Origin of the sequence: Actinomadura graeca (genome assembly GCF_019175365.1) — a bacterium.
GTDB lineage: Bacteria > Actinomycetota > Actinomycetes > Streptosporangiales > Streptosporangiaceae > Spirillospora > Spirillospora graeca.
This window is the reverse complement of record NZ_CP059572.1, coordinates 5,948,357-5,973,611: the sequence shown is the minus strand read 5'-3', so window position 1 is coordinate 5,973,611 and position 25,255 is coordinate 5,948,357. Positions and strand designations below refer to the sequence as shown.

General features: G+C 73.0%; 29 protein-coding genes. 14 read left to right on the top strand and 15 right to left on the bottom strand.

The window, feature by feature from the left end; translation table 11 throughout:
• Nucleotides 1–14 precede the first annotated feature (14 nt).
• Nucleotides 15–839 (bottom strand): class I SAM-dependent methyltransferase, encoded by an 825-nt coding sequence (locus AGRA3207_RS26475; protein WP_231329717.1) that lies wholly within the window; start codon nt 837–839, stop codon nt 15–17.
• An 86-nt stretch (nt 840–925) separates the two neighbouring features.
• Here AGRA3207_RS26475 and AGRA3207_RS26470 point away from each other — a divergent pair, with 86 nt between their 5' ends.
• On the top strand, nt 926–1,390 hold the full coding sequence (locus AGRA3207_RS26470) for a universal stress protein (protein WP_231329716.1): 465 nt from the start codon (nt 926–928) through the stop codon (nt 1,388–1,390).
• Nucleotides 1,391–1,462: 72 nt separating this feature from the next.
• On the opposite strand, the gene AGRA3207_RS26465 is transcribed toward AGRA3207_RS26470, so the two are convergent.
• The gene (locus tag AGRA3207_RS26465; protein WP_231329715.1) at nt 1,463–1,975 is read right to left on the bottom strand and encodes an O-acetyl-ADP-ribose deacetylase; all 513 of its coding nucleotides are present in this window, start codon (nt 1,973–1,975) and stop codon (nt 1,463–1,465) included.
• Nucleotides 1,976–2,236: 261 nt separating this feature from the next.
• Between AGRA3207_RS26465 and AGRA3207_RS26460 the strand changes: the two genes are divergently transcribed.
• Nucleotides 2,237–3,070 carry an NAD-dependent epimerase/dehydratase family protein gene (locus tag AGRA3207_RS26460; RefSeq protein WP_231329714.1) on the top strand — a complete coding sequence of 278 codons (834 nt, stop codon included), beginning with the start codon at nt 2,237–2,239 and terminating at the stop codon, nt 3,068–3,070.
• A gap of 40 nt (nt 3,071–3,110) precedes the next feature.
• Here the strand turns inward: AGRA3207_RS26460 and AGRA3207_RS26455 are convergent, their stop codons facing one another.
• Complete coding sequence (locus AGRA3207_RS26455) at nt 3,111–3,872, bottom strand: dioxygenase family protein (RefSeq protein WP_338028222.1); 762 nt, start codon at nt 3,870–3,872, stop codon at nt 3,111–3,113.
• Nucleotides 3,873–3,955: 83 nt separating this feature from the next.
• On the opposite strand from AGRA3207_RS26455, the gene AGRA3207_RS26450 reads away from it, so the two are divergent.
• Complete coding sequence (locus tag AGRA3207_RS26450; protein ID WP_231329713.1) at nt 3,956–4,444, top strand: MarR family winged helix-turn-helix transcriptional regulator; 489 nt, start codon at nt 3,956–3,958, stop codon at nt 4,442–4,444.
• Nucleotides 4,445–4,463: 19 nt separating this feature from the next.
• On the opposite strand, the gene AGRA3207_RS26445 is transcribed toward AGRA3207_RS26450, so the two are convergent.
• On the bottom strand, nt 4,464–5,585 hold the full coding sequence (locus AGRA3207_RS26445) for a winged helix DNA-binding domain-containing protein (RefSeq protein ID WP_231329712.1): 1,122 nt from the start codon (nt 5,583–5,585) through the stop codon (nt 4,464–4,466).
• Complete coding sequence (locus AGRA3207_RS26440; protein WP_231329711.1) at nt 5,575–6,213, bottom strand: TetR/AcrR family transcriptional regulator; 639 nt, start codon at nt 6,211–6,213, stop codon at nt 5,575–5,577. The genes AGRA3207_RS26445 and AGRA3207_RS26440 overlap by 11 nt, the downstream gene beginning before the upstream one ends.
• A 93-nt stretch (nt 6,214–6,306) precedes the next feature.
• Between AGRA3207_RS26440 and AGRA3207_RS26435 the strand changes: the two genes are divergently transcribed.
• Entirely contained in the window at nt 6,307–6,825 is a 519-nt protein-coding gene (locus AGRA3207_RS26435) for a MarR family winged helix-turn-helix transcriptional regulator (RefSeq protein ID WP_231329710.1), read from the top strand.
• 62 nt (nt 6,826–6,887) lie between these two features.
• Here the strand turns inward: AGRA3207_RS26435 and trpS are convergent, their stop codons facing one another.
• Nucleotides 6,888–7,949, bottom strand: coding sequence for a tryptophan--tRNA ligase (gene trpS / locus AGRA3207_RS26430; RefSeq protein WP_231329709.1), 1,062 nt, complete (start codon nt 7,947–7,949; stop codon nt 6,888–6,890).
• Between the two features lie 221 nt (nt 7,950–8,170).
• On the opposite strand from trpS, the gene AGRA3207_RS26425 reads away from it, so the two are divergent.
• Complete coding sequence (locus AGRA3207_RS26425) at nt 8,171–8,659, top strand: MarR family winged helix-turn-helix transcriptional regulator (protein WP_231329708.1); 489 nt, start codon at nt 8,171–8,173, stop codon at nt 8,657–8,659.
• A 72-nt stretch (nt 8,660–8,731) separates the two neighbouring features.
• Nucleotides 8,732–10,273 carry an MFS transporter gene (locus AGRA3207_RS26420; protein ID WP_231329707.1) on the top strand — a complete coding sequence of 514 codons (1,542 nt, stop codon included), beginning with the start codon at nt 8,732–8,734 and terminating at the stop codon, nt 10,271–10,273.
• 33 nt (nt 10,274–10,306) lie between these two features.
• On the opposite strand, the gene AGRA3207_RS26415 is transcribed toward AGRA3207_RS26420, so the two are convergent.
• Both AGRA3207_RS26415 and AGRA3207_RS26410 read right to left on the bottom strand, forming a co-directional pair.
• On the bottom strand, nt 10,307–11,215 hold the full coding sequence (locus tag AGRA3207_RS26415) for a M56 family metallopeptidase (RefSeq protein WP_231329706.1): 909 nt from the start codon (nt 11,213–11,215) through the stop codon (nt 10,307–10,309).
• Complete coding sequence (locus AGRA3207_RS26410; RefSeq protein WP_273699942.1) at nt 11,212–11,595, bottom strand: BlaI/MecI/CopY family transcriptional regulator; 384 nt, start codon at nt 11,593–11,595, stop codon at nt 11,212–11,214. Before AGRA3207_RS26410 ends, AGRA3207_RS26415 begins: the two co-directional genes overlap by 4 nt.
• 92 nt (nt 11,596–11,687) lie before the next feature.
• On the opposite strand from AGRA3207_RS26410, the gene AGRA3207_RS26405 reads away from it, so the two are divergent.
• Entirely contained in the window at nt 11,688–13,046 is a 1,359-nt protein-coding gene (locus tag AGRA3207_RS26405; protein WP_231329705.1) for a cytochrome ubiquinol oxidase subunit I, read from the top strand.
• Nucleotides 13,043–13,951: a cytochrome d ubiquinol oxidase subunit II gene (locus AGRA3207_RS26400; RefSeq protein WP_231329704.1), complete on the top strand. Its 909-nt coding sequence runs from the start codon at nt 13,043–13,045 to the stop codon at nt 13,949–13,951. The genes AGRA3207_RS26405 and AGRA3207_RS26400 overlap by 4 nt, the downstream gene beginning before the upstream one ends.
• Nucleotides 13,952–14,021: 70 nt before the next feature.
• Here AGRA3207_RS26400 and AGRA3207_RS26395 read toward each other — a convergent pair whose 3' ends face one another.
• The 4 genes from AGRA3207_RS26395 to AGRA3207_RS26380 all read right to left on the bottom strand — a co-directional run bounded on the left by AGRA3207_RS26395 (nt 14,022) and on the right by AGRA3207_RS26380 (nt 16,520).
• On the bottom strand, nt 14,022–14,387 hold the full coding sequence (locus tag AGRA3207_RS26395; protein ID WP_231329703.1) for a DUF2516 family protein: 366 nt from the start codon (nt 14,385–14,387) through the stop codon (nt 14,022–14,024).
• A 227-nt stretch (nt 14,388–14,614) separates the two neighbouring features.
• The gene (locus tag AGRA3207_RS26390) at nt 14,615–15,049 is read right to left on the bottom strand and encodes a hypothetical protein (RefSeq protein WP_231329702.1); all 435 of its coding nucleotides are present in this window, start codon (nt 15,047–15,049) and stop codon (nt 14,615–14,617) included.
• Nucleotides 15,046–15,480: a helix-turn-helix domain-containing protein gene (locus tag AGRA3207_RS26385; protein ID WP_231329701.1), complete on the bottom strand. Its 435-nt coding sequence runs from the start codon at nt 15,478–15,480 to the stop codon at nt 15,046–15,048. Before AGRA3207_RS26385 ends, AGRA3207_RS26390 begins: the two co-directional genes overlap by 4 nt.
• A gap of 95 nt (nt 15,481–15,575) precedes the next feature.
• Entirely contained in the window at nt 15,576–16,520 is a 945-nt protein-coding gene (locus AGRA3207_RS26380; protein WP_231329700.1) for a neutral zinc metallopeptidase, read from the bottom strand.
• 42 nt (nt 16,521–16,562) lie between these two features.
• On the opposite strand from AGRA3207_RS26380, the gene AGRA3207_RS26375 reads away from it, so the two are divergent.
• From AGRA3207_RS26375 to AGRA3207_RS26355, 5 genes are all read left to right on the top strand, one after another.
• Nucleotides 16,563–18,329 (top strand): DUF2207 domain-containing protein, encoded by a 1,767-nt coding sequence (locus tag AGRA3207_RS26375; protein ID WP_231329699.1) that lies wholly within the window; start codon nt 16,563–16,565, stop codon nt 18,327–18,329.
• An 82-nt stretch (nt 18,330–18,411) separates the two neighbouring features.
• Nucleotides 18,412–18,816, top strand: coding sequence for a hypothetical protein (locus tag AGRA3207_RS26370; RefSeq protein ID WP_231329698.1), 405 nt, complete (start codon nt 18,412–18,414; stop codon nt 18,814–18,816).
• A gap of 291 nt (nt 18,817–19,107) precedes the next feature.
• On the top strand, nt 19,108–19,893 hold the full coding sequence (locus AGRA3207_RS26365; RefSeq protein WP_273699941.1) for a FadR/GntR family transcriptional regulator: 786 nt from the start codon (nt 19,108–19,110) through the stop codon (nt 19,891–19,893).
• Nucleotides 19,890–21,140, top strand: a complete 1,251-nt coding sequence (locus AGRA3207_RS26360; protein ID WP_231329696.1) for a CynX/NimT family MFS transporter — start codon at nt 19,890–19,892, stop codon at nt 21,138–21,140. Before AGRA3207_RS26365 ends, AGRA3207_RS26360 begins: the two co-directional genes overlap by 4 nt.
• 124 nt (nt 21,141–21,264) lie before the next feature.
• On the top strand, nt 21,265–21,546 hold the full coding sequence (locus AGRA3207_RS26355) for a hypothetical protein (protein WP_231329695.1): 282 nt from the start codon (nt 21,265–21,267) through the stop codon (nt 21,544–21,546).
• A 788-nt stretch (nt 21,547–22,334) separates the two neighbouring features.
• Here the strand turns inward: AGRA3207_RS26355 and AGRA3207_RS26350 are convergent.
• Entirely contained in the window at nt 22,335–23,312 is a 978-nt protein-coding gene (locus AGRA3207_RS26350; protein ID WP_231329694.1) for an asparaginase, read from the bottom strand.
• A 93-nt stretch (nt 23,313–23,405) separates the two neighbouring features.
• Nucleotides 23,406–24,233 (bottom strand): beta-keto acid cleavage family enzyme, encoded by an 828-nt coding sequence (locus AGRA3207_RS26345; protein ID WP_231329693.1) that lies wholly within the window; start codon nt 24,231–24,233, stop codon nt 23,406–23,408.
• Nucleotides 24,234–24,252: 19 nt separating this feature from the next.
• Between AGRA3207_RS26345 and dtd the strand changes: the two genes are divergently transcribed.
• Complete coding sequence (gene dtd, locus AGRA3207_RS26340; RefSeq protein ID WP_231329692.1) at nt 24,253–24,678, top strand: D-aminoacyl-tRNA deacylase; 426 nt, start codon at nt 24,253–24,255, stop codon at nt 24,676–24,678.
• A gap of 1 nt (nt 24,679) precedes the next feature.
• Here dtd and AGRA3207_RS26335 read toward each other — a convergent pair whose 3' ends face one another.
• Nucleotides 24,680–25,168: a hypothetical protein gene (locus AGRA3207_RS26335; RefSeq protein ID WP_231329691.1), complete on the bottom strand. Its 489-nt coding sequence runs from the start codon at nt 25,166–25,168 to the stop codon at nt 24,680–24,682.
• Nucleotides 25,169–25,255: the final 87 nt, after the last annotated feature.

Sequence of the window (25,255 nt, the reverse complement as noted above, 5' to 3'; positions counted from 1 at the left end):
GCCGGGGAAGGCGGTCAGGGGCCTTCGGCGGGCGACACGGCCGTCCAGGGCAGGGTCACCTCGCCCAGGCGCCACCTGCGGCGCCCGCCGTACGGCGGGGCCGTCACGACGGGCCAGGTCCGGGCCAGGAGCGCCACCGCCTCGGTCCAGCGGGCGCGGGGGCCGAACGCCGAGTGCGGCGCCGCCGTCGCCCAGCAGCGGTCGAACGCGGTGAGCAGGTCGTGGACGGGCTCCCCCGGGACGTTCCGGTGGATCAGCGTCTTCGGCAGCCGCTCCGCCAGGGCCGAGGGGCGGTCCAGCGTGCGGAGGTGGGCGGCGAAGGTGATCGTCCGCGGCCCCTCCGCGCCGAGCGCGACCCAGACGGCGCGGCGTCCGACCTCGTCGCACGTCCCCTCGACGAGGACGCCGCCGGGCGCGAGCCGGGCGCGCAGGCCGTCCCAGGCGCGCCAGGCCGCGGCCTCGTCGTACTGGCGGAGCACGTTGAAAGCCCTGACCAGCGCGGGCGGGCGCGGGACGGGCAGCTCGAACCCGCCGCGCCGGAACGACAGCCCCTCGTGGGGGCCGGTGACGTCGAGGAAGGCGGTCCCGGCCGCGACCCGGCCGGGCTCGATCTCGACGCCGACGACCTCCAGCCGCGGCGCGACCGCGCGGAGCCGGGTGTACAGCTCGAACGTCGTCACCGGCGACGCGCCGTACCCGAGGTCGACCGCCAGGGGGGACGCGCCGGAGCGCAGCGCCGCGGCCTGGGTGGCGGCGATCCAGCGGTCCACGCGGCGCAGGCGGTTGGGCGCGGTCGTGCCGCGCGTCACCTCCCCCTGCGGCTTGGGCGTCCGGGCCATCCGTCGATTCTCCCGCCCCGTGAGAGGTTGGCCACTGCCGGGGCGCGGGGGTGTTCGACGAGGCCGCCGCGTGGAATGTCACCGGTATGACGGTTCTCATCGCCTACGACGGCTCCGACGACGCCCGGACCGCCGTCGAGTACGCGGCGCGCCACGTCCGGCCGGAGCCCACCGTGATCCTGACGGTCTGGGAGCCACTGCTGATGCAGCTCTCCTGGGCGCCCCTGGCCGCCGCCGCCCCCGTGACCACCGACCTCCAGGACGACCAGTACGAGGAGGAGAAGCAGGCCGAGGCACTCGCGCGGCAGGGCGCCGATCTCGCGCTCGCCGCCGGGCTGACCGAGGTGACGCCGCGCGCCGAGCGCGGGACCGGACCCGTCTGGGCCACGATCGTGGACGTCGCGGACGAGCTGAACGCGTCCCTCATCGTGACGGGGTCCCGCGGGCTCGCGGGGGCGCGCTCGGTCCTGCTGGGCAGCGTGTCGACGCGGGTGCTGCACCACGTCCACCGGCCGACGCTCGTCGTCCCGCCGCCCAAGACCGACGAGTAAGGGCCACGCCGGGGGCGCTCCAAAGGCGCGGACGGGTCGGGGCAGGGCGGGCGGTCAGGGCAGGGCGGCGGGTCAGGGCAGGGCGGTGGCGCGTTCGAAGGCGTCGTAGGCCTCCGGGGTGAACAATACGAAACGGGCGTCCGAAACCTGGGTAGGGGTCGATCGGACGGTGGTGACGGCGATCCGGGCGGCGTCGTTGACCGGCCAGCCGTAGATCCCGGCGGACACGGCGGGGAACGCGATCGAGTCGACGCCCAGCTCGTCGGCCACCCGCAGGGACTCGCGATAGCAGGAGGCGAGCTGGTCAGAGCGGTCTTCGGACGGCGAGTAGACGGGGCCGACGGTGTGGATCACCCACTGCGCGGGCAGCTCGCCCGCCGTCGTCGCGACCGCCTGGCCGGTCGGCAGCCCCCCGCCGTACTGCGCCGCGCGCAGCCTGCGGCATTCGTCGAGGATCGCCGGACCGCCCCTGCGGTGGATCGCGCCGTCCACTCCGCCGCCGCCCAGCAGGGAGGAGTTCGCGGCGTTGACCACCGCGCCGACCTGCTGTTGTGTGATGTCGCCCCGGACCAGGCTGATCTTCATCTCGCCGCCCCCCGATCTGCCGTGCCACGCACCAGAGGGGAGAATTATCCCCGGAGGAAGGCACGAAACGCATGGTGCCGCCCACCGGCGGTACCCTCATGGCGGGCGGCGCTCCGGGGGCGGTGCGCGCCGTCCGCCCCCCGTCCGGCCACAGCCGTGGGACGTCCAACCCCAGGGTCGGGCGTGACCTGGAGAGAAGTCACTGCCTATCCTGCCGTTCGAGACGACCACAAAGGCGTGAAAGTCGTGGAGGTTACCCCCTTGAAGATCCTTCTCGCCGGTGCGACCGGAGTCGTCGGCCGCCGGCTGATACCCCTGCTCGTCCAGGCGGGCCACGAGGTCGCCGGGACGACGCGCCGGGAGGCGCGCGCCGCGGCCGTCCGCGGGTACGGGGCGTCGCCGGTCGTCGTGGACGTCCTGGACGCCGCCGCTGTCCGCGAGGCCGTCGAGGCCGAGCGCCCGGACGCGATCATCCACCAGCTCACCGACCTCAGCGGGGAGGATTTCGAGGCCAACTCGCACCTGCGGATCGAGGGCACCCGCAACCTGGTGGACGCCGCGCGGGCCGCGGGCGTGGAGACCATGATCGCGCAGAGCATCGCCTGGCTGTACGTGGCGGGCGACGAGATGGCCGTCGAGACCGACCCGCTGGACCCGACGCTGCCGCCCTACGAGGGCGTCGCGGCGCTGGAGGAGGCCGTCGCCGAGATGCCGCGCGGCGTCGTCCTGCGGTACGGCGCGCTCTACGGCCCCGGCACCTGGTACGCGCCGGGCGGCGCGATCGCCAAGCGGGTCCGGGCCGGGAACATGAGCCTGAGCCCCGCGTGGACGTCGTTCGTGCACGCCGACGACGCCGCGACCGCCGCGCTGGCCGCCCTCGACTGGCCCGCCGGGGCGGTCAACATCGTCGACGACGAGCCCGCCGCGGCGGCCGACTGGCTGCCGGTCTACAGCGCCGCCCTGGGCGCGCCGACACCGCCGACCGCGCGGCACGCGGCCGTCACGGGCCGTCCGGTCTCCAACGCCAAGGCGCTCGGCCTCGGCTGGAAGCCGCAGATCCCGTCGTGGCGCACCGGCTTCGCCGAGATGGGCTGACACCGCGACTTGACGGGAACGTGACAAGACCCATCCGACCTCATCCGAACTGGAACGACCGCTTCGCCAGCCCGAACCAGTAGCCGTCGACGACGGACCGGCGCCCGGACGGCGCGTCCGCGTCGGCGCCGAGGGCCACGAAGAGCGGGGCGAAGTGCTCGGCGCGGGGGTGGGCGATGCGCGCGGCGGGGGCCTTGGCGCGGAAGTCCAGCAGGGCGTCGATGTCGCCGCCCCGGACCGCGCGGTCCGTCCAGTCGTCGAACTCGGCCGACCACGCGGGCGGCGACGCGTCGGCGCCGGGGGACAGCTCCCGCAGGTTGTGCGTGGTGAAGCCGCTCCCCACGATGAGGACGCCCTGGTCGCGCAGCGGCGCCAGGCTCCGGCCGACCTCGAAGAGCCGCGCGGGCTCCAGCGACGGCATGGACATCTGGAGCACCGGGATGTCGGCGTCCGGGAACATCTCCACCAGCGGCACGTAGGCGCCGTGGTCCAGCCCGCGCTCCTCGTCCTGGTGGACGCCGGGCACGAGCCTCCGCACGTCCTCGGCGAGGCCGGGTGCGCCGGGCGCCTCGTACCGGACGCGGTAGTAGTGCTCGGGGAAGCCCCAGAAGTCGTAGACCAGCGGCACCGTGCGGGTGGCGCCCACGGTGAGCGGCGCCTCCTCCCAGTGCGCCGACACCATCAGGATCGCCTCCGGGCGGGGCAGATCCGCCGACCAGCGGGCCAGCTCGGCGGTCCAGACTGCGTCGTCGGCCAGCGGCGGGGCGCCGTGGCTGAGGTAGAGCACCGGCATCCGGGTCATGTCATCCCCCAGGTCAAGTATTTGAGAGTTCAACAATAACCAAGGATGCTTGAAGTTTCAAGTAACAAGGTAGTCTGGTGCGCATGACCGGACCGCAGTGGCTCGACGCCGACGAACAGGACACCTGGCGCGCCTTCCTGTGGACTTCGCGGCTGCTGAACGAGGCCCTCGACCGGCAGCTGCAACGCGACTCGGGGATGCCGCACACCTACTACATGATCCTGGCGATGCTGTCGGAGGCCCCCGGGCGGGCCCTGACCATGACCGACCTGGCCGAGATCGTCCACTCGTCCCCCAGCAGGCTCTCCCACGCCGTCAACCGGCTGGAGGGATACGGCTGGGTCCGGCGCGTCAAGCACGAGACCGACCGCCGCACCACGATCGCCGAGCTGACCGACGAGGGCTTCGACGTCCTCGCCGAGGCCGCCCCCGGGCACGTCGCCGAGGTCAGGCGGCACCTGTTCGCGCCGCTGGACCGCGAGCAGATGCTCCGCTTCCGCGAGACGCTCCACACCCTCCTCGAATCCCTGGACCCCGACCACGAAGCCCCCTGCGCACCCACGCCGCCCTGAGGCGCCAAGGCCGCGCGTCTCAGCCGGAGAAGGCGACGGCGCGTTCGCCCGCGTCCGGATGGGCGGCGGCGAGAAGGCGGCCTCCCTCCTCCGCCAGGGCGGTCCGTTCCGCGTCCGGGACGGGGCCGAAGGGGTCGATGTGCAGCGTCGCCGTCCCGCGCTTCCTCTCGATCCGCCACATGCCGTGGACGAACCCGTCGACCAGGAACGTGGCGCGGATGATGCCGTTGATGGTGAAGACCCGCTTGCGGTGCTCCTCGGTGATGATCCGCGCCCGGTCGGCATGGGACAGCAGCAGGTTGTCGAAGTCGGGGACGAACCGCACCGGCGCCGGGGTGCCAGGATCCGGACGCGGCGCGCCGGGCAGGTCGTAGAGCGTCCGACCGTCCTCGTCGCGGAAGACGCGCAGCTCCGGCAGGAGCCGCTCGACGACCTCGCCCAGCCGCGTGAGACCCGACCACTGCTGCACGTCCAGGACGGACGCGGGCCCGAACGCCCCCAGGTAGCGCCGCACCATCGCGTCCACCGACGGCTCGACGGCCGCGCCACCGGCGTCCGCCGGGCCCAGCCAGTTCTCCAGGGTCGTGTGCCGGGCGAGGCCGGAGGCGCCCCAGATGCCGCGCGGCGGGACCTGCACGAGCGGCAGGGCCGTCCGGACCGCCCATCCCAGGAGCTCGGCGTCCTCATCCGGCCACCGCTCGGCCAGCAGCGCCCGCAGCTCCTTGTCGGAGAGGGGCTCCCGCTCCAGCCGCGTCCGGGCCCACGCCGCGACGGCGGCGAGGTCCACGTCCTGGAGCCGCCTGCCGCGCGGGCTGCGCAGATAGTTGTCGAGCACCACCTGGGTCAGGGGACGCAGCGCGCGGGCGTCGCGGGCGCTGACCAGGTGCAGCGTGCCGCGCATCAGCACGATCCGCAGGGCGTGCCGGTCGCGCATCAGCCCGGCCAGCTCGTCGAACACGAAGCCCTCCAGCCTGCTCCACAGGCCGATGTAGGGCGGGTTCGGCGCCTGGGACTGCATCCCGACGAGGTGCTCGATCGCGTCGAGCGCGGGCATCTCCCGGCGGGCGAGCAGCATCTGGCGCGCGAGCAGGGCGCGGTTGAGGTCCCGCCGCCCGAGGACGGGCGCGGGATCAGTCGTCATACCGGCCCCGGAGCTCCTGCCAGGTCGGAGGAGGACCCGGCAGCTCCCCGGCGTCCGTCAGGCGCAGGGCGTCCAGCATCAGGGCGAGGTAGCGGTGCTGGAGCCGGTTCATGCGCTCGTCGTCGCCGATCCTGATCGTGTGCAGGTGCTCCAGCAGGACGGAGACGTCCCCGACCTCGATCCCGGGACGCAGCACACCCGCCTCCTTCGACCGGTCGAGCAGGCGCTGGGTGGCGGCGTGGATCCGCCGGCCCTTCTCGCTCATCGCCTCGGTGACCTCGAAGGTCCCAGCGAGCCGCATGGTGAGGGAGCCGGCGCCGATGTCCAGGCAGCGGCGCATGAAGCCGGCGAAGGCCGCCCACGGGTCGCCCTCGTCGGCGAGGGCCGCCTCCACCTCGGCGAGATAGCGGTCCATCCCGTCGTCGGCGAGGCGCTGGAGCAGGTCCTCCTTGCTCTTGTACCGGCGGTAGAGGGCGCTGATGCCGACCCCGGCGTGCTCGGCGACGGCGGAGATCGGCGCGCCCGGATCGGCGGTGAACACCGCCCGCGCCGCCTCGCGGATCAGCTCGTCGTTGCGCGCCGCCTGCGCCTTGCGCCCGCTCATGGGCGCCTGCGTGGTGCTGTCCATGCCTCCATAATATGGGAACGAAGAATTCCGTTCTACTCTTTGGCGGGACACGCCCGGCGGGCGCCGTGCGCGCCCTCGCATAGCATCGCGGCCATGACCGACGTCGAGCCGCCCCCCGGGTCGCCGGACGGGACGCCGGACGGGACGCCCCCGCCGCCCGGCCCGTCCGGGGCGCCTCACGCGGCGCTGCCGGGGACGCTGACGTTCCAGCTGGTGACGCTCGGCGCGCTCGCGACGGACCGGTTCGCCGAGGCGCTCGCGCCGCTCGGCCTCAAACCGAAGCACGCGGGGCTGCTGGCGGTCGTCAGCCGGGGCCTCGCCGCGTCCCAGCTCGACGTGGCCGCGACGATGGGCGTCGTGCCGAGCCTCGTGGTCTCCCTGGCCGACCACCTGGTGCGGCTCGGGGCGATCGAGCGCGTCCGCGATCCGCGCGACCGGCGGCGCCAGGTGCTGACCCTCACCGGCGAGGGACGGCGGCTCCTCGCCCAGTGCGCCGCCGCGGCCCGGTCCGTCGACGACCAGATCGCGGCGGCCCTCCCGCCGGGTGAGCGCGCCGTCGTCGCGCGCACGCTGGGCACCCTCGCGGACGGGAGCGGCCTCACCGCGGGCTGATCCGCCGCCCGCCGCCTGCCGCCCGCCGCCCGCCGCCTGCCGCCGCCGACCACCCGCCGCCTTCAGCGTCCGCCCCGGCCCGGACCGGACATCGCCTCCCTGACCTCGGCGAGCGTGCGGTCCGCCATCGCGTTGGCGCGGGCGTCGCCGTCGGCGAGCACCCCGCGCAGGTAGGCGCGGTCGGCGGCGAGCTCGGCGCGGCGGGCGCGGAGGGGGCGCAGGAACTCGTTCACCGCCTCGGTCACGGTCCGCTTGAGCGCCGCGGCGCCACCGGACCCGATCTCGCCGGCGACCTCGTGCGGGTCGCGGCCCTGGCAGAGCGCGGCGATCAGGACGAGGTTGGACACCCCCGGGCGGGTCTCGGGCGCGTAGGCGATGTGCCGGTCGTCGTCGGTGACCGCGCGCCTGATCAGCCGGGCCGTCTCGTCCGCGGTCGCCGACAGCGCGACGGCGTTGCCGCGGCTCTTGCCCATCTTCCGCCCGTCCGTGCCGAGCAGCAGCGGCGCGTCCGACAGCAGGGCGTCCGGCACCGGGAAGACGGGCCCGTACCGCTCGTTGAAGCGGCGCGCGATCGTCCGGGTGATCTCCTGGTGCGGGAGCTGGTCCCTGCCGACCGGGACGAGGTTCGCCTTGCAGAACAGGATGTCGGCGGCCTGGTGGACGGGATAGGTGAACATGAGCCCGCTGACCGACGTCTGCCGGGACGCGGAGATCTCGTCCTTCACGGTCGGGTTGCGGCGCAGCTCCGCGATCGACACCAGCGACAGGAACGGGAGCATCAGCTGGTTGAGCGCGGGCACGGCGCTGTGCCGGAACACCGTCGCGGCGGACGGGTCGACCCCGGCGGCCAGGTAGTCGGCGACCAGACCCTCCACGTGCTCGTCCAGGTGGTCGGCCACGTCCCGGTCGGTGAGCACCTGGTAGTCGGCGACCAGGACGAACAGCTCGACGCCCGCCCGCTGGAGGCGGACGCGGTTGGCGAGCGTGCCGAAGTAGTGGCCGAGGTGGAGCGGGCCGGTGGGCCGGTCGCCGGTCAGGACGCGGAACGCGGCCGGGTCTGCGGCGACGCGTTCCTCCAGCTCACGGCGCTGGACGTCGGTCTCGTCGGGGGTGGTGGTCTGCACGGGTCTCTCCTCCGGTTCGGGGGGCGCGTCCGGCGGGACGGCCTCCGGGTCACGGAGAAGGAAGAGGGCCGTCCAGCGGACGGCCCGGGGCGTGGGGCATCGGCCGTCCTAGGACGGCCACCAGCCCTGACACGCGGTGCGGTTCACGCGCCCAGGATAGCCGACCGGATACGGCGGCAAGCAGATAATCCAGAACGGAACCATGTGGGTACGCTGGGCGGATGACCGCCCTCGCCCCCGCGAACGCCGAACCGGACCTGTCGTTCTTCCTCGACCACACCTCGCACGTCCTGAAGACCCAGATGACGGCGGCCCTCGCAGAGATCGGCCTCACGCCGCGGATGCACTGCGTCCTGGTGCACGCCCTGGAGGCGGAGCGCACCCAGATCGAGCTCGCCGAGATCGGCGACATGGACAAGACCACCATGGTCGTGACCGTCGACGCCCTGGAGAAGGACGGCCTCGCCGAGCGCCGCCCGTCCACGGCCGACCGCCGCGCCCGCGTCATCGCGGTCACCGAGGCGGGCGAGCGGGCCGCCGCCCGGAGCCGGGAGGTCGTCGACCGCGTGCACCGCGCGGCCCTCGACGCGCTGCCGGACGAGACGCGCGCGGCCTTCCTGAGCGCCCTGCGGATCCTGGCCGAAGGCCATCTGAGCACCCCCGCCGAGAACCCGCGGCCGGTGCGGCGGGCCAGGCAGCGGACGAAGTAGGTCTGCAAGGGATCGTCTGTTACGAAACTATCTGCTACGGTCTCTCCTGTGTCCCCGGAACAGGAGCCGACCATGTCCTCCTCACACCCCTCCCCGCGGCCCGCATCGCAGCCGCCCGCCTCCCCCGCCGCACAGGCGCAGACGCAGGCGCAGGCGCAGGTGCCGCCGTCGCCGTCGCCGGAAAGCGTCTCCCTGCCGCGGTCCCGCTGGGCCGCGCTGGGCGTGCTGTCCGCGACGATGCTCATGACGATCCTGGACGGCAGCATCGTCACCGTGGCGATGCCCGCCATCCAGCAGGACCTCGGCTTCTCCTCCGCCGGGCTGAGCTGGATCGTCAACGCCTACCTGATCCCCCTGGGCGGCCTGCTGCTCCTCGCCGGGCGGCTCGGCGACCTGCTCGGCCGCAAGGCGCTGTTCCTGGCCGGGAACGCCCTGTTCACGGCCGCGTCCCTGCTGGCGGGCGCCGCGACCGGCCCGGCCCTGCTGATCGCCGCCCGGTTCCTCCAGGGCGTCGGGAGCGCCCTGGCCTCCGCCGTCGTCCTCGGCATCCTCGTGACGCTGTTCACCGGCGCCCGCGAACGCGCCCGCGCGATCGGGATCCTCAGCTTCACCGGCGCCGCCGGGGCGTCCATCGGGCAGGTGCTCGGCGGGGTGCTCACCGACACCCTGAGCTGGCACTGGATCTTCCTCGTCAACCTGCCGATCGGCGCCGCCACGATCCTTCTGGCGCTCCCCGCGCTGCCGCGCGACCGCGGCGCCGGGATAGCGGCCGGAGCCGACGCCCTGGGCGCCGTACTCGTCACCTCCGGCCTGATGCTGGGGATCTACACCGTGGTCAAGGTGGAGCGGCACGGCTGGCTCGCCGCGCACACCCTCGTCCTCGGCGCCGTTTCCCTGGTCCTCCTCGCGGCCTTCGCCTTCCGGCAGGCGACCGCCGCGACGCCGCTGATGCCGCTGCGGTTCCTGCGCTCGCGCAACGTCTCCGGCGCCTATCTCGTCCAGCTGCTGACCCTGTCGGCGATGTTCGCGTTCCAGGTCATCGTCGCCCTCTACATGCAGAAGGTCCTCGGCTATGGGGCGCTCGACACGGGTCTGGCGATGCTCCCGGCGGCCGTCGCGATCGGCGCGGTGTCGCTGCTGGTCTCCGCGCGCCTGTCCGGGCGGTTCGGCGAGCGTCTCGTCCTGGTGGCCGGGCTGGTCCTGCTCGCCGGCGCGATGGCCCGGCTCGCCACCGTCCCGGCGGACGCCGCGTACGTCCCCGATCTGCTCCCGGTGTTCGTGCTGGTCGCCGGGGCCGGGCTCGTCCTGCCGGCGCTGACCGGGCTCGGCATGTCCGGCGCCGGACCGCAGGACGCGGGCCTCGCCTCGGGGCTGTTCACCACCGTCCAGCAGGTGGGCATGGCCCTCGGCGTCGCGGTCCTGACCACGCTCGCCGCCTCCCGCACCGCGGGCCTGCGGGCGGACGGCCGGGACGAGGCCACCGCGCTGACCTCCGGCTACCACCTGGCCTTCGCCGTCTCGGCGGGCCTGCTCGTGGCGGCGCTCGCCGTCGCCCTCCTCGTCCTGCGCCGCCCGGACCCCGGCCCGCACGGATCAGCAGGGCAGGCCGATTGAGCAAGGCAGGCGGCGCAAGCAGGGCAGGGCGTTTCAGTGGGGCAGGGCGATCAGCAGCAGCGGCAGGCCCGCGATGACCGGCACGGCGACGGTGGCGGCGACGCGGGTCGCCCGCGGCAGCGCCTGCGGCTCCAGGAGCCGGTTCACGCGCGCCATCACCGGGATGTCACCGGCGGAGGCGACCCCGAGCGTCCCGGACGGCGCGGCGGCGGGACGCGCCGCGGCGAACCGCAGCAGCGCGGTCGCCAGCTCGCGCGGCGGCCGTCCCGAGCGGGCTCGGTCGTCGGCGGCCATCTCGATCAGCAGCTCCACCGCGTCCAGGCACCGTCCGACCAGCCGGAACTGCGGGAACACCTGCCGCAGCGACGCGAACGGCAGCAGCACCAGGTCGTGGCGCTCGCGGGCGTGGGCGCGCTCGTGCGCGAGCACGGCGGCCAGCTCCGCACGGTCGAGCAGCTCCATCGTCCCGGCGCTGACCACGACCTTCGACGACCGGACGCCCGGCACGCAGTAGGCGGCGGCCCCCGGGTGGTCCAGGACCAGCGTCCCGGGCACGGCCGAGTCCCGCCGCGACACCAGGGCCAGCAAGGCCCGGTGCCGCGCGCGCGCCCGCACGACACGCACCACCGCGTACATCAGCATCACCAGCAGCACGCAGGTGAGGCTGACCGCAGCCAGCAGCGCCGCCAGGTGCGGCGCGTCCAGCCGGGCCGCCTGGTCGTCGAACAGGCCCGGCACCCCGCCCGCGATGCCCCTGCCGTAGGGCAGCAGCGCGAGTCCGAGGAGCGCGCCGATGGTGGCGACGCCCCAGCACAGCCCGAGGGCCTGCCAGAGCGCGATCCCGGTGCGCGGCGTCCGCCACGTCCAATGGGCCCGGGACAGCAGGTGCGCCCCGCCGATCGTCGCCAGGGAGATCAATGCGAGCAGGGCGGTGCCGGTCATGCCGGTGGTTCCTTACTCGTGAGGCTGGCCAGGGCCTGGCGGATCACGTCGATCTCGTCGCTGGAGACCGAGCGGACGAAATGGGCCAGGGCGGCATCGCGGTCGCCGGTCTCGTTGAGGGCACCGAGCATCAGCTCGGTGACATAGCCCTCACGGCTGGCCACCGGCTGGTAGCGCCAGGCCCGCCCGTCGCGCTCGCGTTCGAGGAAGCCCTTCTTGGCGAGCCTGTCGAGGACGGTCATGACCGTGGTGTGCGCGAGATCGCGGTCCCCGGCGAGCGCGCGGCTCACGTCCCGGGCCGTGGCGGCCTCGATGCCGGCGTCCTCACGCGCCCACAGGATCTCCATGACCGTGCGTTCAAGCTCTCCCAGACCCTTCACGCGAGCCAGGCTATCCGATGGAGAGCCATGTCACCACGTCAGGTAGTACTACGGGCTTTAGTACTACGACTTGTAGTACTACATTGGGTCGTATGAGCACCGTCGCGCTCCTCACCGGGCAGGGCGCCGCGTCCCCGGCCGACTTCATGGCCGCGCGCCAGCAGATGGCCTTCACCCTGGGCTTCCACATCGTGCTGGCCTCGATCGGCATCGGCCTGCCCGCCCTCACCCTGCTCGCCGAATGGCGCGCGCTGCGCACCGGCGACGCCGTCTACGCCGAGCTCGCCCGGCGCTGGATGAAGGCCGCGGGCGTGCTGTTCGCCGTCGGCGCCGTGTCCGGCACCGTCCTGTCCTTCGAGATGGGCACGCTCTGGCCGGGCTTCATGGACAAGTACGGGCAGGTGTTCGGCACCGCGTTCGCGCTGGAGGGCATCGCCTTCTTCATCGAGGCGATCTTCATGGGCGTCTACCTGTACGGCTGGGACCGCCTCTCCCCCCGCGCCCACTTCCTCACGGGGATCCCCGTCGTGGTCGCGGGGCTGCTGTCGGCGTCGTTCGTCCTCACGGTCAACTCCTGGATGAACCAGCCGCGGGGCTTCAAGCTGGTCGACGGCAAGGTCACCGACGTCGATCCGCTGGCCGCGATGTTCAACCCCGCCACGCCCGTCCAGGCCGTCCACCTGATCCTCGCGTCGCTCATGGTCTGCGGGTTCATCGTGGCGTCGGTGTATGCGGTCGGGCTCCTGCGCGACCGCAAGGCCGGGCGCGACGACCGCTACAACCGGATCGGCTTCGCCATCCCGTTCTCGCTCGGCGCGGTCTGCGCCCCGCTCCAGGTGATCGTGGGCGACTGGGCGGTGCGGTTCGTCGCCGACAACCAGCCCGCCAAGTTCGCCGCCATGGAGGGCATCGAGCACACCGAGGCCGGGCAGCCGTTCCGCTTCGCGGTCTTCGAGATCCCGAACGCCCTCTCCCTGATGCTGCGGTTCGACGCCCACGCCACCCTGCGCGGCATGGACGCGATCCCGGCGGGCGACCGCCCGCCCGCCGAGGTCGTCAAGACCTCCTTCGAGATCATGATCGCGCTCGGTATGGTCCTGCTGGCCCTCGCCGCCTGGTGGGCCCTCGCCTGGTGGCTGCGCCGCCGCGGCCACCGCGATCTGCCCTGGAGGCCGTGGTTCCTCCGCGCCGCCGCCCTCACCGGCCTGATGGCCGCCGTCGCCATGGAGGCGGGCTGGACGACCACCGAGGTCGGGCGGCAGCCCTGGATCGTCTACGGGGTGATGCGCACCGAGGAGGCGATCAACCCGAACCCGGGCCTGCGCTACGGCCTGTACATCGTCCTCGCCGTCTACACCGTCCTCGCCGCCGCGACGATCAGCGTCCTGCGCAGGATGCGCCACACGCCCCCCGCCCCGGTCGCCGAACCCGAACTGGAGACCGTCCGATGACCCAGACCGCCATGGCCCTCATCCTCGCCGGGCTCTCGGCCTACCTGCTGTTCGGCGGCGCGGACTTCGGCGCCGGGCTCTGGCACCTGGTCTCCCGCCCGTCCGACCGGACGGTCATCGAACACGCCATGGGCCCGCTGTGGGAGGCCAACCACGTCTGGCTGATCTTCGTGATGGTGATGACCTGGACGGCCTTCCCGCCGATCTTCGCGGACGTGATGTCCGTGCACTGGATCCCGCTGTCCCTGGCCGCCCTCGGCATCGTGGCCCGCGGCAGCACCTTCGTGTTCGGCAAGGCCGACTCCGGTCCCGGCGGCGGGACGCCCCACGGCGGCCCGGACCAGCGCTGGTACCGCCGGGTGTTCGGCGCCTCGTCGATGATCACCCCGTACTGCCTCGGTGCGGTCGCGACGGCCGTCGCCACGGGCGGGTCGTCGTGGCTGAGCCTCGCGGGCGTGTACGGCGGCATCCTCACCACCGCCCTGTGCGCCTACCTCGCCGCCGTCTACCTGATCTGGGACGCGCGGCGCCTCGCCGACGACGACGCCTCGCTGCGCTTCCGCGGCTACGCCTTCCTGTCCGGCACCGCCGTCGGCCTGCTGGCCCTCCCCGGCGCCGCCGCCCTCGGCGTGCGCTCCCCGCTGATCCTGCTGTCGGCCGCGGCGGGCGCTGCGTCACTCGTCCTGCTGCTGCGCCGCGCCTACCTGTCGGTACGCGTGACGGCCGGGCTGGCCGTGGTGGCGGTCCTGTGGGGCGCGGCGGAGATGTCCGGCCTGGACCTGGCCGGGGCCGCCGCCGAGGACGCCGTCCTGAAGGCGGTCTTCGTGGCGCTGGGCGCCGGCGCGCTGATCCTCGTCCCGTCCATGACCTGGCTGTACGTCCTCTTCCAGCGGCAGCCACGCTGAGCGAGCGGTGTGCCGCGGCCCCACGGTCGGCAACCACGGCCCGGCACACCGCTCCCTTGCCGGACGGCGGTCACCAGGGGCCGTACGGGCCCATGTTCGAGCCGCCGCGGCCGCCGTTCTTCTTCTTGTAGGGCGCGACCGCGGGACGGACGTCCGCCAGGTACACGGCGGCCGCGATGAACGCGGCGACCGGCAGGATGCCGAGCAGCAGGCCGATCGGCCGGATCCCGAGCGCGCCCGGCGCAACCGCGTGCGCGACGCCGAGCACCGCCGCCACGATCAGGATGATCAGCCACAGCTTCTTGCTGAGCTTCCCGGCCGCGGAGAACGCCCCGTCCGGCACGGTGAGCGCGTCGAACAGCGCCCACGCCTCCATCACGAACGCGATGATGAGGAGAAGCCAGAAGAAGTAGTCCAGCACATTGAAGTCCGCCACCGGCGATCAGCGCTCCTGCCTGTCTCGGACGGCGACTCCGTGTCGCTCATTCGGGATCACCGTTCAACCCTATGCGGCTTGTCCAGCCCGGGCCCCGGGGAAGCGCCGTCACCAGGAAGACGACAAGGCCCGGCCGGGTGTTCCCGGCCGGGCCGCCCGGTCTCGGGCTCCGGTCCCTCGTGCCCGCCACGGGCGCCGTGCTTCACGGCACGCGGGGGCGCGTGTGCCTAGGCGGGCTTCCTCGGCGTGGGCCTGCCCACGGTGATCTCGGCGACCTCGTCGTCCTCACGGTGCACGACCTTCTTGCCGCGTTCGGCGAGCTCGTCGATGAACCCGGCCGTCCTGGCGCCGACCTGGGTCACGTAGGCGACGGCGGCGCCGGGCAGGTCCTTGACCTCCACCCGCTCCTGCACCTTGATGACCTCGCCGCGGTAGCGGTCCACGGCCTCGCGGACCTGCTCGCGGGCCCGGCCGACCGTCCCCCGGACGTCGCCCTGGTACCGCGTCGCCGCCTCACGGGCCCGGTCCTGGTACCTCGTCGCGGCCTCCCGCGCCCTGGTCACCTGCTCGGGGACCTCGCGGAGCTTCTCCACCGCGAGATCACCGGCGCCGGCCACGGTGTGGACCGCCTTGTTCTCTCGGAGGTTGCTGGCCAGCGTCATCCGACTTCTTCCTTCCCGGTTCGCGTTGTCTGCCGTTGCTGTGCAGGCTCGTCCTCAGGCGCGGCGCGCTCGTCGGCGGGCACGCCGACGGCCTCGTTCTCCTTGAGGAACGAGGCGTAGATGTCGAGCAGCACCTGCTTCTGCCGCTCCGTCAGGGCGGGATCCGCCCGGACGGCGGCCATCACATCGGTGTCGGCCTCGCGGTCCTCAAGGATCCCGGCCTGCACGTACAGCACCTCGGCGGAGATCCGCAGACCCTTGGCGATCTGCTGGAGGATCTCCGCGCTCGGCTTGCGCAGCCCGCGCTCGATCTGGCTCAGGTACGGGTTGGAAATGCCCGAGACGTCCGCGAGCTGCCGCAGCGAGATCTTCGCCCGCGTGCGCTGCTCGCGGATGTACTCCCCGATGGAGCCGACCTTGGAACCCGCCATACCCCCAGACTGCGCGACCGCGCTTGCAATTGCAAGCGCTCCAGCTAGCACTTTTCCGTGACGACCCTCACACGCCGGGACGGGAACCGGGCAGGTCAGCCGACCTTCGCGGCGGGGGCCGTCCAGGTGTTGCAGACCTCAAGCCGCTGCCCGCGGTAGCCGATGACCACCCAGCCGGAGTAGTTGCGCCCCGATCCGTGGTCGCGCTGGTCGGGCGGCAGCCGCTCGTCGCCGCGCCCGCGGACGTCCTGGATCATCGCGAGGTACTGCTCGCGCGTCATCGGCAGCGTGCCGCGCTCCGCGCCCAGGAACGCGCCCGCGAAGCACTGCGCCTGGAGTTCGATGCGGCGGCTGGCCTCGGCCCGGACCGCGGCGTCGCCCCTGTCCATCTCCTGATGCCCGTAGATCAGGATCCCGGCGCGGTCCTGGACGTGGTGGCCGTACTCGTGCGCGATCACCCGGGCGAACACCGCGAAATGCGACAGCGGCTCCCCGCCCGACGTCTCGACGATGTGCCGCAGCCCCACGTACATCGTGTTGTTGGCCGGGCAGTAGAAGGCGGACGCCCCCGGGCTCGGATACGTCCCGCAGGGGCTGCGTCCCGCCTGATCCCAGAAGACCCGCTTCGGCGGGTCGAACGAGATGTCGGCCTTGGCGAACTGCCTCGTCCACGACGCGTCCAGGCAGTCGCTCAGGACGTCCATGAACCGCCGCATCGACGCGGCGTCCGCGTCGATCCGCGGCAGCGTGCACCGCACCGGGGTCAGCGCGCCCGTCCCGTACAGCTTGTTGTCGGTCGCGGTCGTGCGCGCGACGGTCCCGCGCGACGCCGGTCCCGCCCTGGCCCCGAGGCCGCCGTTGCCCCCCAGCACCGACATTCCGAGGATCGCCAGAACGACGAGGGACGTGAGCCCGCCGACGATGCCCGCGATCGTCCCCCCGGCGCTCCGGCGCGGCGGCCTCCGCGGCGGCGCGTACCTGTACTGGGGCGGACCGTGGGCAGGCGTGCCGTACGGCGGCGGGGGGTGGTGACCTGCCATAGCGAAGAATCATCGCACGCATTCCCGATACCATTTGCGCCCATGTCTGCTCTTGCGGCGTTGTGTCGCTTGCGACCGTCGGCCCTGGTCGTCGCGACGGCCGCCCTCCTGCCCCTCACGGTCGGCGCGGCCACGGAGGCGAGCGCGACCACGCCGGACGATCGGACCGCGACGGCGCCCGGTGCGGCGGCCGCGACGGAACGCGTGCTCAAGGACGACGTGACCCTCACCGCAGGCCAGGGCGGTGTGACACGCGTGCGGGAGACGATCGTCTACCAGTTCGCCGGGAACAAGGGCTTCCGGCGGACGTTCGTGACGCGGGCCCATGACAGCGTCACCGAGGACCGCGTCTACAAGCTCGGCAACCTGCGGGCCAGCAGCCCTGACGGCGGCCCGACGAAGGTCTCCTCGTCCGGCGAGGGCACCCGCACCGTCGTCCGGGTCACCGGACGCGGGAACCTCACGGGCGCGCGGACGGTCGTCCTGGAGTACGACCTGCGCGGCGCCATCGCCCTGCTCGGCTCGCTGGAGGAACTGCGCTGGCCCGCGGTCGGCGGGTGGAGCGTCCCGGTGACCGAGGCGCGGGCGACGGTCAGCGGCGGCGCGCCGATCCGCAACGTGAACTGCTTCGCGGGACCGTTGCAGAGCACCATCGGATGCACGCAGTTCTACACGAACCACACGCACACGGAGGGCATCTACAGCCAGCAGCAGATGCTGCCCGGCGAGTACCTGACCGTGGTGGCGGGCTTCCCGCCCGGGACCACCGGCGGCAAGGCGCTCTACGAGCGGCGGCGCAACGTCGCGACGGCGTTCTCGGTCAACGCGGTCACGGGCACCGCCCTGCTCGGCCTGCTGGTGCTGCTCGGCGGCGGGCTCGCCGCGCTCTACCTGCTGCGCGGACGCGACGCCCGCGTCGTCGGCAAGAAGGCCGCCGAGGGGGACCACGCCCCGGTGTCGGGCAGCGAGTTCGAGCCGCCGGACGGCGTCCGCCCCGGCCAGATCGGCACGCTGATCGACGAGCAGGCCGACGTGATCGACGTCACCGCCACCATCGTCGACCTCGCCGTCCGCGGCTACCTGCTGATCGAGGAGGAGGACCGCGCCGTCACCGGGCGCCTCGACTGGACGCTCCGCCGCCTCGACCGTCCGCAGGTCGATCTGCTCCCCTACGAGCGAATCCTCCTGGACGCGCTGCTGAGCAACCCCGACGGCAGCGCCCGCGACGCGGTCAAGCTGTCCGCGCTGGGCGGCACGTTCGCCACGCGGCTCGCCCAGGTCCGTTCGGCGATGTACGACGACGTGGTGAAGCAGGGCTGGTTCGCGCGCCGTCCCGACACCGTCCGGTCCCGGTGGACGATCGCCGGGATCGCGCTGACCCTGCTCGGCATCGCCGGAACCGTCGCCCTCGCGCTCACCACCGAATGGGCGCTCGCCGGCCTCGCCGTGATCATCGCGGGCGCCGCGCTGGCCTACGGCGGCCAGTACATGCCCGCGAAGACCGCGCGCGGCGCGACCGTCCTGGCGCACACCATCGGCTTCCGCGCCTTCCTGGAACGCGGCGTCCTCCCGGAGGGCGACGCCTCCCGTCAGCGCATCGCGCTCTACTCCCGGTTCCTCCCGTACGCGGTCGTCTTCGACGTCGTCGCTAAGTGGTCCGAGACCGTCAAGGACGCGGGCCAGCAAGGCGCCGACAACCTTTACTGGTACGAGGGCCCAGCGGAATGGGACCTCTCGAAGTTCGCCGAGTCCATGCGGACGTTCACACTGACGACGTCGGGTTCCATATCCCAGTACCGCGGCATGTGACCCCGGAGAACGGCGGAATCGCAAGGCCGGATGGTTGAAACCCTGACATCGGGTAGAGGCGGTGGCGAGGAGGTGTCGCCACATGCTCGCCGAAGCGAACAAGGTCGGGGACCCATATCTGTGGGTCGCCGGGCCGATCATCGTCTTCCTGGCACTCGCCCTCTGGCTGACCCTGACGCTCACCGCTTCACGCAAGCTCCGGCGGCCCCGCAAGAAGGACTCCGGGCTCCCCAACCGCGGCGCGGTGACCGGCGGGATCATCGAGGGCAGCCCGTCCCAGCGCAACCGCCGTGACGCCGCCCCCACCGCCGCCGAATGGGAGGCGGCACGCCGCGAAGCCGAACGGCTCGAAGCCGCCGCGCTCGACCCCGCGCACCACGAACCAGCGGACGACGAGCACGACCACGCCGACGACGAGCACCGACAGGACACGTCGGAGAGGTCTCACTCGCCGAAACGCCACCATTCACTCCCGCGCCGCCGTTAACGGCGTCTGAACGCGGCGCTTGCTGGGCCGGTCGCATCCCGCCACCCCGCACCCGACCGGCCCGGCGGGCGTTGTTCGAGCCCGCGGTGATCGCCGAGACCCCTCCCGGCCGACCACCGCGGGTCCGCGCCGTCCGCCGGGGCGTTCGTGACGTGCCAGCCGAGCGGCGTGCACACCTGGTCCCAAGCAACGACCACCCGAACGACAGGCGACGTTCGTCTTCGAGGTGACCGAGCCCGTCCGGAGGGGAATCTCTTCAGTAAGATGTCTGACGTCTTACGAGGAGGTCCTGTGGCACTGCGCCCCGTTCCCGGCGGATCGACCGTCGACGCCGTTCTCGATCAGCTCCAGGCCCAGGTCAGCGGCGGCGCGTGGCCGGTGGGCGGCCGCATCCCGGCGGAGACGGAGCTGGCGGCGCGGCTCGGCGTGAGCCGTCCGGCCGTCAGGGAGGCGATCCGGGCCCTCTCGCATGTCGGCATGCTGGAGGTGCGGCGCGGCGACGGCACCTACGTGCGCAGCAGCGCCGACCCGCGCCCGCTGCTCCGCCGCGTGACCCGCGCGACGGCCCGGGACGTCTTCGAGGTCCAGCTCGCCTACGACGTCCAGGCCGCGCGCCTGGCCGCGCGCCGCCGGACGGACGCCGACCTCGCACGCCTGGAGGAGCTGCTCCGCGCCCGGGACGAGGCGACCGAGGCCGACGAGTTCGGCGCCGCCGACGGGCGCTTCCACCTCGGCATCGCCGAGGCCACGCGGAACCCCGTCCTCATCGAGGCGATGCGCTTCTTCATCGGCCGGCTGCAGGAGACGATGCGGACGATCCGCCTCGACCACGAGGTCCCCGAGGCCGGCCCGGCGCGCCACCGGGCCGTCCTCGACGCCATCGCGGCGGGCGATCCCATCGCCGCCGGAGAGGCCGCCGCCGCCGTGGTCGAGCCGTCCCTGGCCATCCTGGAGACCCTCGTCGCCCGCGCGTCCGCCCCCGGGTCCCCGGAACAAGAGGCGCCCTCCGAGTCGCCCCTGGGCGAATGGCCGGTCGACGGGCCCGCCCCGGCGCACGGTGAAGAGGCAGGACGATGACGCGCGCTCGGCCCGAGGCAGGCCGGAGCACGGCCCGGCGCGCGGTGTTCGTGCAGATCGCGCTGATCGTCGTCGTGGCGGTCAACCTGCGCCCGGCGCTGGCGGCGGTGGGACCGGTGCTGACGGAGATCCGCGAGGGCTTCCACCTGTCCGGGACCGCGGCGGGGGCGCTCACCACGCTCCCGCTGGTCTTCTTCGGCTCGTACGGGCTGCTCGCGCCGTTCCTGCGCCGCGCGCCCCGCAGCGAGACGCTGCTGGTGACCGCGATGGCGCTGCTCGTCGCGGGCCTGCTCCTGCGCCTGGTGGACGCGCCGTTCCCGCTGTTCGCCGGGTCGCTGGTCGCCGGGATCGCGATCAGCATCGGCAACATCGCCATGCCGGCGATCATCAAGCGGGACCACCCGGGGTCGATCACCACGGTCACGTCCATCTACACGGTGGCCATCACGGTCGGCGCGTGCCTGGCGTCCGGGCTGGCGGTGCCCGTCGAAGACGCCTTCGACGCCTCATGGCGGCTCCCTCTCGGACTGCTGGCGATCCCCGCGTCGATCGCGGGGGCCATCTGGCTTCCGCGGGCGCTGCGGGCGGCCCGCGCCGCGCGCTCCGCCCCGTCCGCCCCGTCGGCGCGCGGGGTCGCCGCCCTCGTGTGGCGCTCGGGCCTGGCCTGGCAGGTCACGATCTTCATGGGCGTCCAGTCGCTGCTGGCGTACGTGGTGCTCGGCTGGCTCCCGACGATCTGCCAGGACCGCGGCATGGACGAGGCGCCCGCCGGATACGCCCTGGCGCTGTCCGCGGCGACACAGGCGTTCGGCTCGCTGGCCGTCCCGGTGATCGAACGCCGCACCCGCGACCAGCGTCCCCTCGTGTTCGCGACGGCGGCGCTCAGCATGGTGGGCTTCACCGGGGTCGCCTGGGCGCCGATCGGTTCCATCTGGTGCTGGACGGTCGTCCTCGGCCTCGGGCAGGGCCTCGGCTTCGCCACGGCGCTGTCCTTCATCGGCCTGCGGGCGCACGACGCGCAGGTCGCGACGCAGCTGTCCGGTATGGCCCAGGGCGTCGGCTACGTCATCGCGGCACTCGGCCCGCTGGCCGTGGGCGCGCTGCACGACGTCACCGGCAATTGGAGCGTTCCGATCGCCGGGGTCCTGGTGGTCGCCGCACTCATGACCATCCCCGGCGCCGCCGCCGGCCGGAACCGCTCGATCGTCTCCCGCCCCGCGCCCGACACGGTGCCCGCGCTCAAGTGAGGTCAAGCGACCACCAAGGCGACTCCTCGGAACGCTCCGCATCACGATGATGTCGGGCGAATGCCTCCCCGCCCCCCATATCGACCCTCGAAGCGGGCACATACCAGGTCAGGAGGTGGACCGCATGCTCGCGACCGTCTTGGCCGGCTCGCAGGACCTGGCCAACACCGCCCCCCGGGGCGCGCTGATCTGGGCATGGCTCATCCCCGTTCTGGCCACCGTGGCATTGCTGAGCTGGCTGGCGCTGACCGTCGAGGCGTCGTCCAGGAAGGTCAACCCCGACCGCCGGAACGACCAGGACAACCACCGCGGCGGCGAGCAGGGCGGCTACTACGTCTACACCCCCGGGATCTACTCCCACAGCTACGCCCCAGGCGAGACCAAGTACAACGACAACGCCCAATAGCGCCAAGCAGAGCCCCGAAGCCCCAGCCCTCTCGCCTGGCCAAGGCTCACGACCACCGCGCACCAAAGCCCGCAGCACGCACTTCGACCGCTCCGCACCGAAACCAGCCACCCGACACGCGGAGCCAGCGCGCACAGCCACCCGGCACGCAGAACCAGCAGGCATACCGCCGTCCCGCCCGCGAAACCAAGCAACCGCACCGCCACCCAGCGCGCACGGCCTCCCTGACGCGCGGAACCAACAGGCACACCGCCACCCGGCGCGCAGAGCCAGCAGACATACCGCCCCCGACGCACAGAGCCAGCAGGCAAAGGCATACGGCCACCCAGTAAGCGGAGCCTACGGGCGCACCGTCACCCAGCACGCGGAGCCAGCAGGCACCTAGACGCCCGAAGCCCAGAGTTAGCAGGCATACGGCAACCCGCGCGCAGACCCAACGGACGTACGGCCACCTGGCACGCGGACCCAACAGGCACACCGCCAACCGACGCGCGTACGGGCGCCCGGAGTCGACAGGCATACGGCCACCCGACACGCGGAGCCAACGCATACGGCCACCGGCGCACCCACCCAGCAGCCGCACCGCTACCCGGCGCGCAGAACCAGCAGGCATAGCGGCCACCCGGCACACGAGCCCACCAGGCGCTCCGCCACCGACGCGCGGAGCCAGCGCGTACGGCCACCCGGCACGCGGAACCAGCAGTCCCGGCGCGCGGAACCAACGGACGTACGGCCACACAGCGCGCGGGGCCAGCAGGGGCACCGCTGCGCGGTGGGCGGGGTGGGGGTTAGGGGGGTGGGTCGCGGGTGAAGGCGTTGGGGGCTGGGCGGATGGTGCCGACGGTGGCGTCGCCGCCGTGGAGGGGGACCTCTGACAGGGCGGCCAGGGCCGCCTCGTCGACGCCGTCGGCCTTGTGGATCTCCAGGGCGCGCAGGAGGGCCACGGTGACCGGGGTGCGGGCGCGCATGGCGCCGTCGTCGATTTTGACGGCGCCCGCGCGGCCGTCGGCGTAGGCGAAGGCGTCCACGCCTTCGGCGCCGCATTTGACGAGGAGGCCCGGCGCGGCGTCCATCAGGCGGCGTTCTTCGCGGCGCGTGCCGGACGTCCAGTGCGGGTGGGCGCGCATGGCGTCGGCGACGCGGCGTTCGTGGGAGCCGGGCTCGGCCAGGACGAGGGCGCGGAAGGCGCGTGCGACCCCGGTGGTGGACACCGCGAACAGGGGCGCGCCGCAGCCGTCCACGCCGACGGCGACGGGACGTTCGCCGGTGAGGTCCGCGACGACCTTGCGGACGGCGAGTTGCAGTGGGTGGTTCGGGTCCAGGTAGGTCGCGGTGGGCCAGCCGGCCGCCACGCAGGTGGCGAGCATGGCGGCGTGCTTGCCGGAGCAGTTCATGCGCAGCCGGGACTTGCCGCCAACGGTCCGCGCGACCTCGAGGTCGAGCGGCCACTGCTCGGGGCAGCGCAGGTCGGCGGCGCCGAGGCCGGCCCCGGCGAGGATCTTCTCCGCGCCTTCGACGTGGAAGTCCTCGCCGGAGTGGCTGCCCGCGGCCAGCGCGAGCAGCTCACCCTCCAAAGCGAGACCCGAGCGGAGCATGGCGACGGCCTGCATCGGCTTGTTGGCCGATCTCGGGAAGATCGGCGCCTCCGGGGCCCCGGCGCGGACGGCGACCGACCCGTCGCCCGCGAGCCCGATCGCGGCCCCGCGATGCCAGGACTCCACAAATCCTGAGCGCTCCACCTCGACCAGCACCGGGTTTCCGTCCACTGTCGCCCCCTCGGCTCGATCCGTCGCGTCCATGGTCGAATACCCGCCCCCGAGAACGGAACCCGAACGACGTTCTGTGGATAAGGCCGGGGCTCAGCGGGGCTTGACGGCTAGGAGGGATCTTGCGGCGGCGGGGGTCATGGGGGGACGTTGCGCCAGGTGGGACGCGGCGGCGGCGCGTTCGACCAGCTGGGCGTTCGCCGTCACCGGGCGGCCCTTCGCGAACGTGAGCGTGTCCTCCATGCCGACGCGCAGGTGCCCGCCCGCCGAGAGCGCGGCGAGCATGACGGGCAGGGTCGTCCGGCCCACGCCCGTGGCGGACCAGGTGGCGCCCTCTGGGAGGGCCTCTACGGCGGCGACCAGTGTGCGGGTGTCCCCTGGCATCCCACCCGGGACGCCCATCACCAGGTCGCAGTGGACGTGGCCGCCATAGGGCGGGCCGTGCTTGTCCAAGAGGCGGTGCAGGGCCGTCACTTGCCCTAGGTCGAACAACTCGAACTCTGGGACGACCTCCATGTCCTGGGTGCGCTTGTAGAGCTCCACCATGAACGGCCAGGGGTTCATGAACACGTCGTCGCCGAAGTTGACCGTCCCGCAGGTGAGCGAGCACATGTCGGGTGCGGCGTCCAGGACGCGGAGACGGTCCGCGTACGGGTCGGTGACCGCGCCCCCAGTGGACAGCTGGACGACCAGTCCCGTGCCCTCCCGCAGCGCCTGCACCGTGTCCTGCAGCAAGGACAGGTCGAGCGTCGGCTGCGCGTCGTCGTCGCGGATGTGCACGTGGATGACGGCCGCGCCCGCCGCCTCGCACTCCTTGGCCGTCTGGACCAGTTCATCGAGGGTGACGGGCAGGGCGGGGACGTCCGCCTTGGCGGACTCCGCGCCCGTGGGCGCCACCGTGATGAGCGTCGTAGCTCCCATAGGGGCAGAATGCATGGTCATGCGTGCTGTAGTCCAACGGGTGAGCCAGGCGAGCGTGTCGGTCGGCGGACGCGTCGTCGGGGAGATCGGCGGGCCGGGCCTGATGGTCCTGGTCGGCGTGACGCACGGCGACGATGGTGGGAAGGCCCGCAGGATGGCCTCGAAGCTGTGGGGGCTGCGGATCCTGGACGGGGAGAAGTCCTGCTCGGACGTGGACGCGCCCCTGCTCGTGGTGAGCCAGTTCACACTCTACGGGGACGCGCGCAAGGGGCGCCGGCCCACCTGGACAGCCGCCGCCCCAGGCCCGGTGGCCGAGCCCCTGGTGGACGCCGTCGTGGCCGAACTGCGGGCACTGGGCGCCAAGGTCGAGACGGGGGTGTTCGGGGCCGACATGAAGGTCTCACTCGTCAACGACGGCCCTATCACGCTCGTCGTGGACCTGTGAGTCAGCCGAGGCCGTAGACCGTCCCCACGAGGGAGACGATGGTCCCGACTGCCGCAAGCATGATGAGCGTGCGGTCGGCGGGTGCGAGCCGTCCACGGACGGCCGGTGAGAAGACCACGACACCGGTGTCACCGTGTTCTTCCCTGGCCTTGCGGCCGCGTGGGTTCCGGAGCCCGACCATGCGCCACAGCGCGTCCGTCTTCACACGCTGGTGACTCTGTTTGCAAGCGAAAAGCCTGCCCCGGGCACGTTCTGTGCACGAATAGCCCTGGCGCGTCATGACCCGGCAGAAGGTGGGGACGAGAACGAACTGGTACAGGCACCACGCCACCAGGCCGAGCAGGGCGACGCGCCACGAGTGCAGCATCCAGGCGGCCACACCGAAGGCGGCGAACAGCGCCCACCACACCAGCGCCGACTCTCGTCGGCGGCGACGCCGGGTCCCCCGTCTGGCGGCCGGTGGCTCCGCCTTGCCCAGATTCGCGACCATCGTAGGAATCCACCTTCCCCGGACGGCGGCCGGGCAGAAATCGTCTACATCAGACGATATTGCCCCCACAGTCGCGCTTTTACCCGT

What these genes read in the sequence shown, in the direction of transcription:
- AGRA3207_RS26445 (WP_231329712.1), bottom strand. Translation starts at nt 5,585, where the DNA reads ATGACGACTGATCCCGCGCCCGTCCTCGGGCGGCGGGACCTCAACCGC.
- AGRA3207_RS26455 (WP_338028222.1), bottom strand. Translation starts at nt 3,872, where the DNA reads ATGACCCGGATGCCGGTGCTCTACCTCAGCCACGGCGCCCCGCCGCTG.
- AGRA3207_RS26425 (WP_231329708.1), top strand. Translation starts at nt 8,171, where the DNA reads ATGACCGCCCTCGCCCCCGCGAACGCCGAACCGGACCTGTCGTTCTTC.
- AGRA3207_RS26375 (WP_231329699.1), top strand. Translation starts at nt 16,563, where the DNA reads ATGTCTGCTCTTGCGGCGTTGTGTCGCTTGCGACCGTCGGCCCTGGTC.
- AGRA3207_RS26335 (WP_231329691.1), bottom strand. Translation starts at nt 25,168, where the DNA reads ATGGTCGCGAATCTGGGCAAGGCGGAGCCACCGGCCGCCAGACGGGGG.
- AGRA3207_RS26415 (WP_231329706.1), bottom strand. Translation starts at nt 11,215, where the DNA reads ATGACCGGCACCGCCCTGCTCGCATTGATCTCCCTGGCGACGATCGGC.
- AGRA3207_RS26380 (WP_231329700.1), bottom strand. Translation starts at nt 16,520, where the DNA reads ATGGCAGGTCACCACCCCCCGCCGCCGTACGGCACGCCTGCCCACGGT.
- AGRA3207_RS26405 (WP_231329705.1), top strand. Translation starts at nt 11,688, where the DNA reads ATGAGCACCGTCGCGCTCCTCACCGGGCAGGGCGCCGCGTCCCCGGCC.
- AGRA3207_RS26435 (WP_231329710.1), top strand. Translation starts at nt 6,307, where the DNA reads ATGACCGACGTCGAGCCGCCCCCCGGGTCGCCGGACGGGACGCCGGAC.
- AGRA3207_RS26370 (WP_231329698.1), top strand. Translation starts at nt 18,412, where the DNA reads ATGCTCGCCGAAGCGAACAAGGTCGGGGACCCATATCTGTGGGTCGCC.
- AGRA3207_RS26400 (WP_231329704.1), top strand. Translation starts at nt 13,043, where the DNA reads ATGACCCAGACCGCCATGGCCCTCATCCTCGCCGGGCTCTCGGCCTAC.
- AGRA3207_RS26390 (WP_231329702.1), bottom strand. Translation starts at nt 15,049, where the DNA reads ATGACGCTGGCCAGCAACCTCCGAGAGAACAAGGCGGTCCACACCGTG.
- dtd (WP_231329692.1), top strand. Translation starts at nt 24,253, where the DNA reads ATGCGTGCTGTAGTCCAACGGGTGAGCCAGGCGAGCGTGTCGGTCGGC.
- AGRA3207_RS26420 (WP_231329707.1), top strand. Translation starts at nt 8,732, where the DNA reads ATGTCCTCCTCACACCCCTCCCCGCGGCCCGCATCGCAGCCGCCCGCC.
- AGRA3207_RS26355 (WP_231329695.1), top strand. Translation starts at nt 21,265, where the DNA reads ATGCTCGCGACCGTCTTGGCCGGCTCGCAGGACCTGGCCAACACCGCC.
- AGRA3207_RS26475 (WP_231329717.1), bottom strand. Translation starts at nt 839, where the DNA reads ATGGCCCGGACGCCCAAGCCGCAGGGGGAGGTGACGCGCGGCACGACC.
- AGRA3207_RS26470 (WP_231329716.1), top strand. Translation starts at nt 926, where the DNA reads ATGACGGTTCTCATCGCCTACGACGGCTCCGACGACGCCCGGACCGCC.
- AGRA3207_RS26385 (WP_231329701.1), bottom strand. Translation starts at nt 15,480, where the DNA reads ATGGCGGGTTCCAAGGTCGGCTCCATCGGGGAGTACATCCGCGAGCAG.
- AGRA3207_RS26440 (WP_231329711.1), bottom strand. Translation starts at nt 6,213, where the DNA reads ATGGACAGCACCACGCAGGCGCCCATGAGCGGGCGCAAGGCGCAGGCG.
- AGRA3207_RS26465 (WP_231329715.1), bottom strand. Translation starts at nt 1,975, where the DNA reads ATGAAGATCAGCCTGGTCCGGGGCGACATCACACAACAGCAGGTCGGC.
- AGRA3207_RS26345 (WP_231329693.1), bottom strand. Translation starts at nt 24,233, where the DNA reads ATGGGAGCTACGACGCTCATCACGGTGGCGCCCACGGGCGCGGAGTCC.
- AGRA3207_RS26360 (WP_231329696.1), top strand. Translation starts at nt 19,890, where the DNA reads ATGACGCGCGCTCGGCCCGAGGCAGGCCGGAGCACGGCCCGGCGCGCG.
- AGRA3207_RS26450 (WP_231329713.1), top strand. Translation starts at nt 3,956, where the DNA reads ATGACCGGACCGCAGTGGCTCGACGCCGACGAACAGGACACCTGGCGC.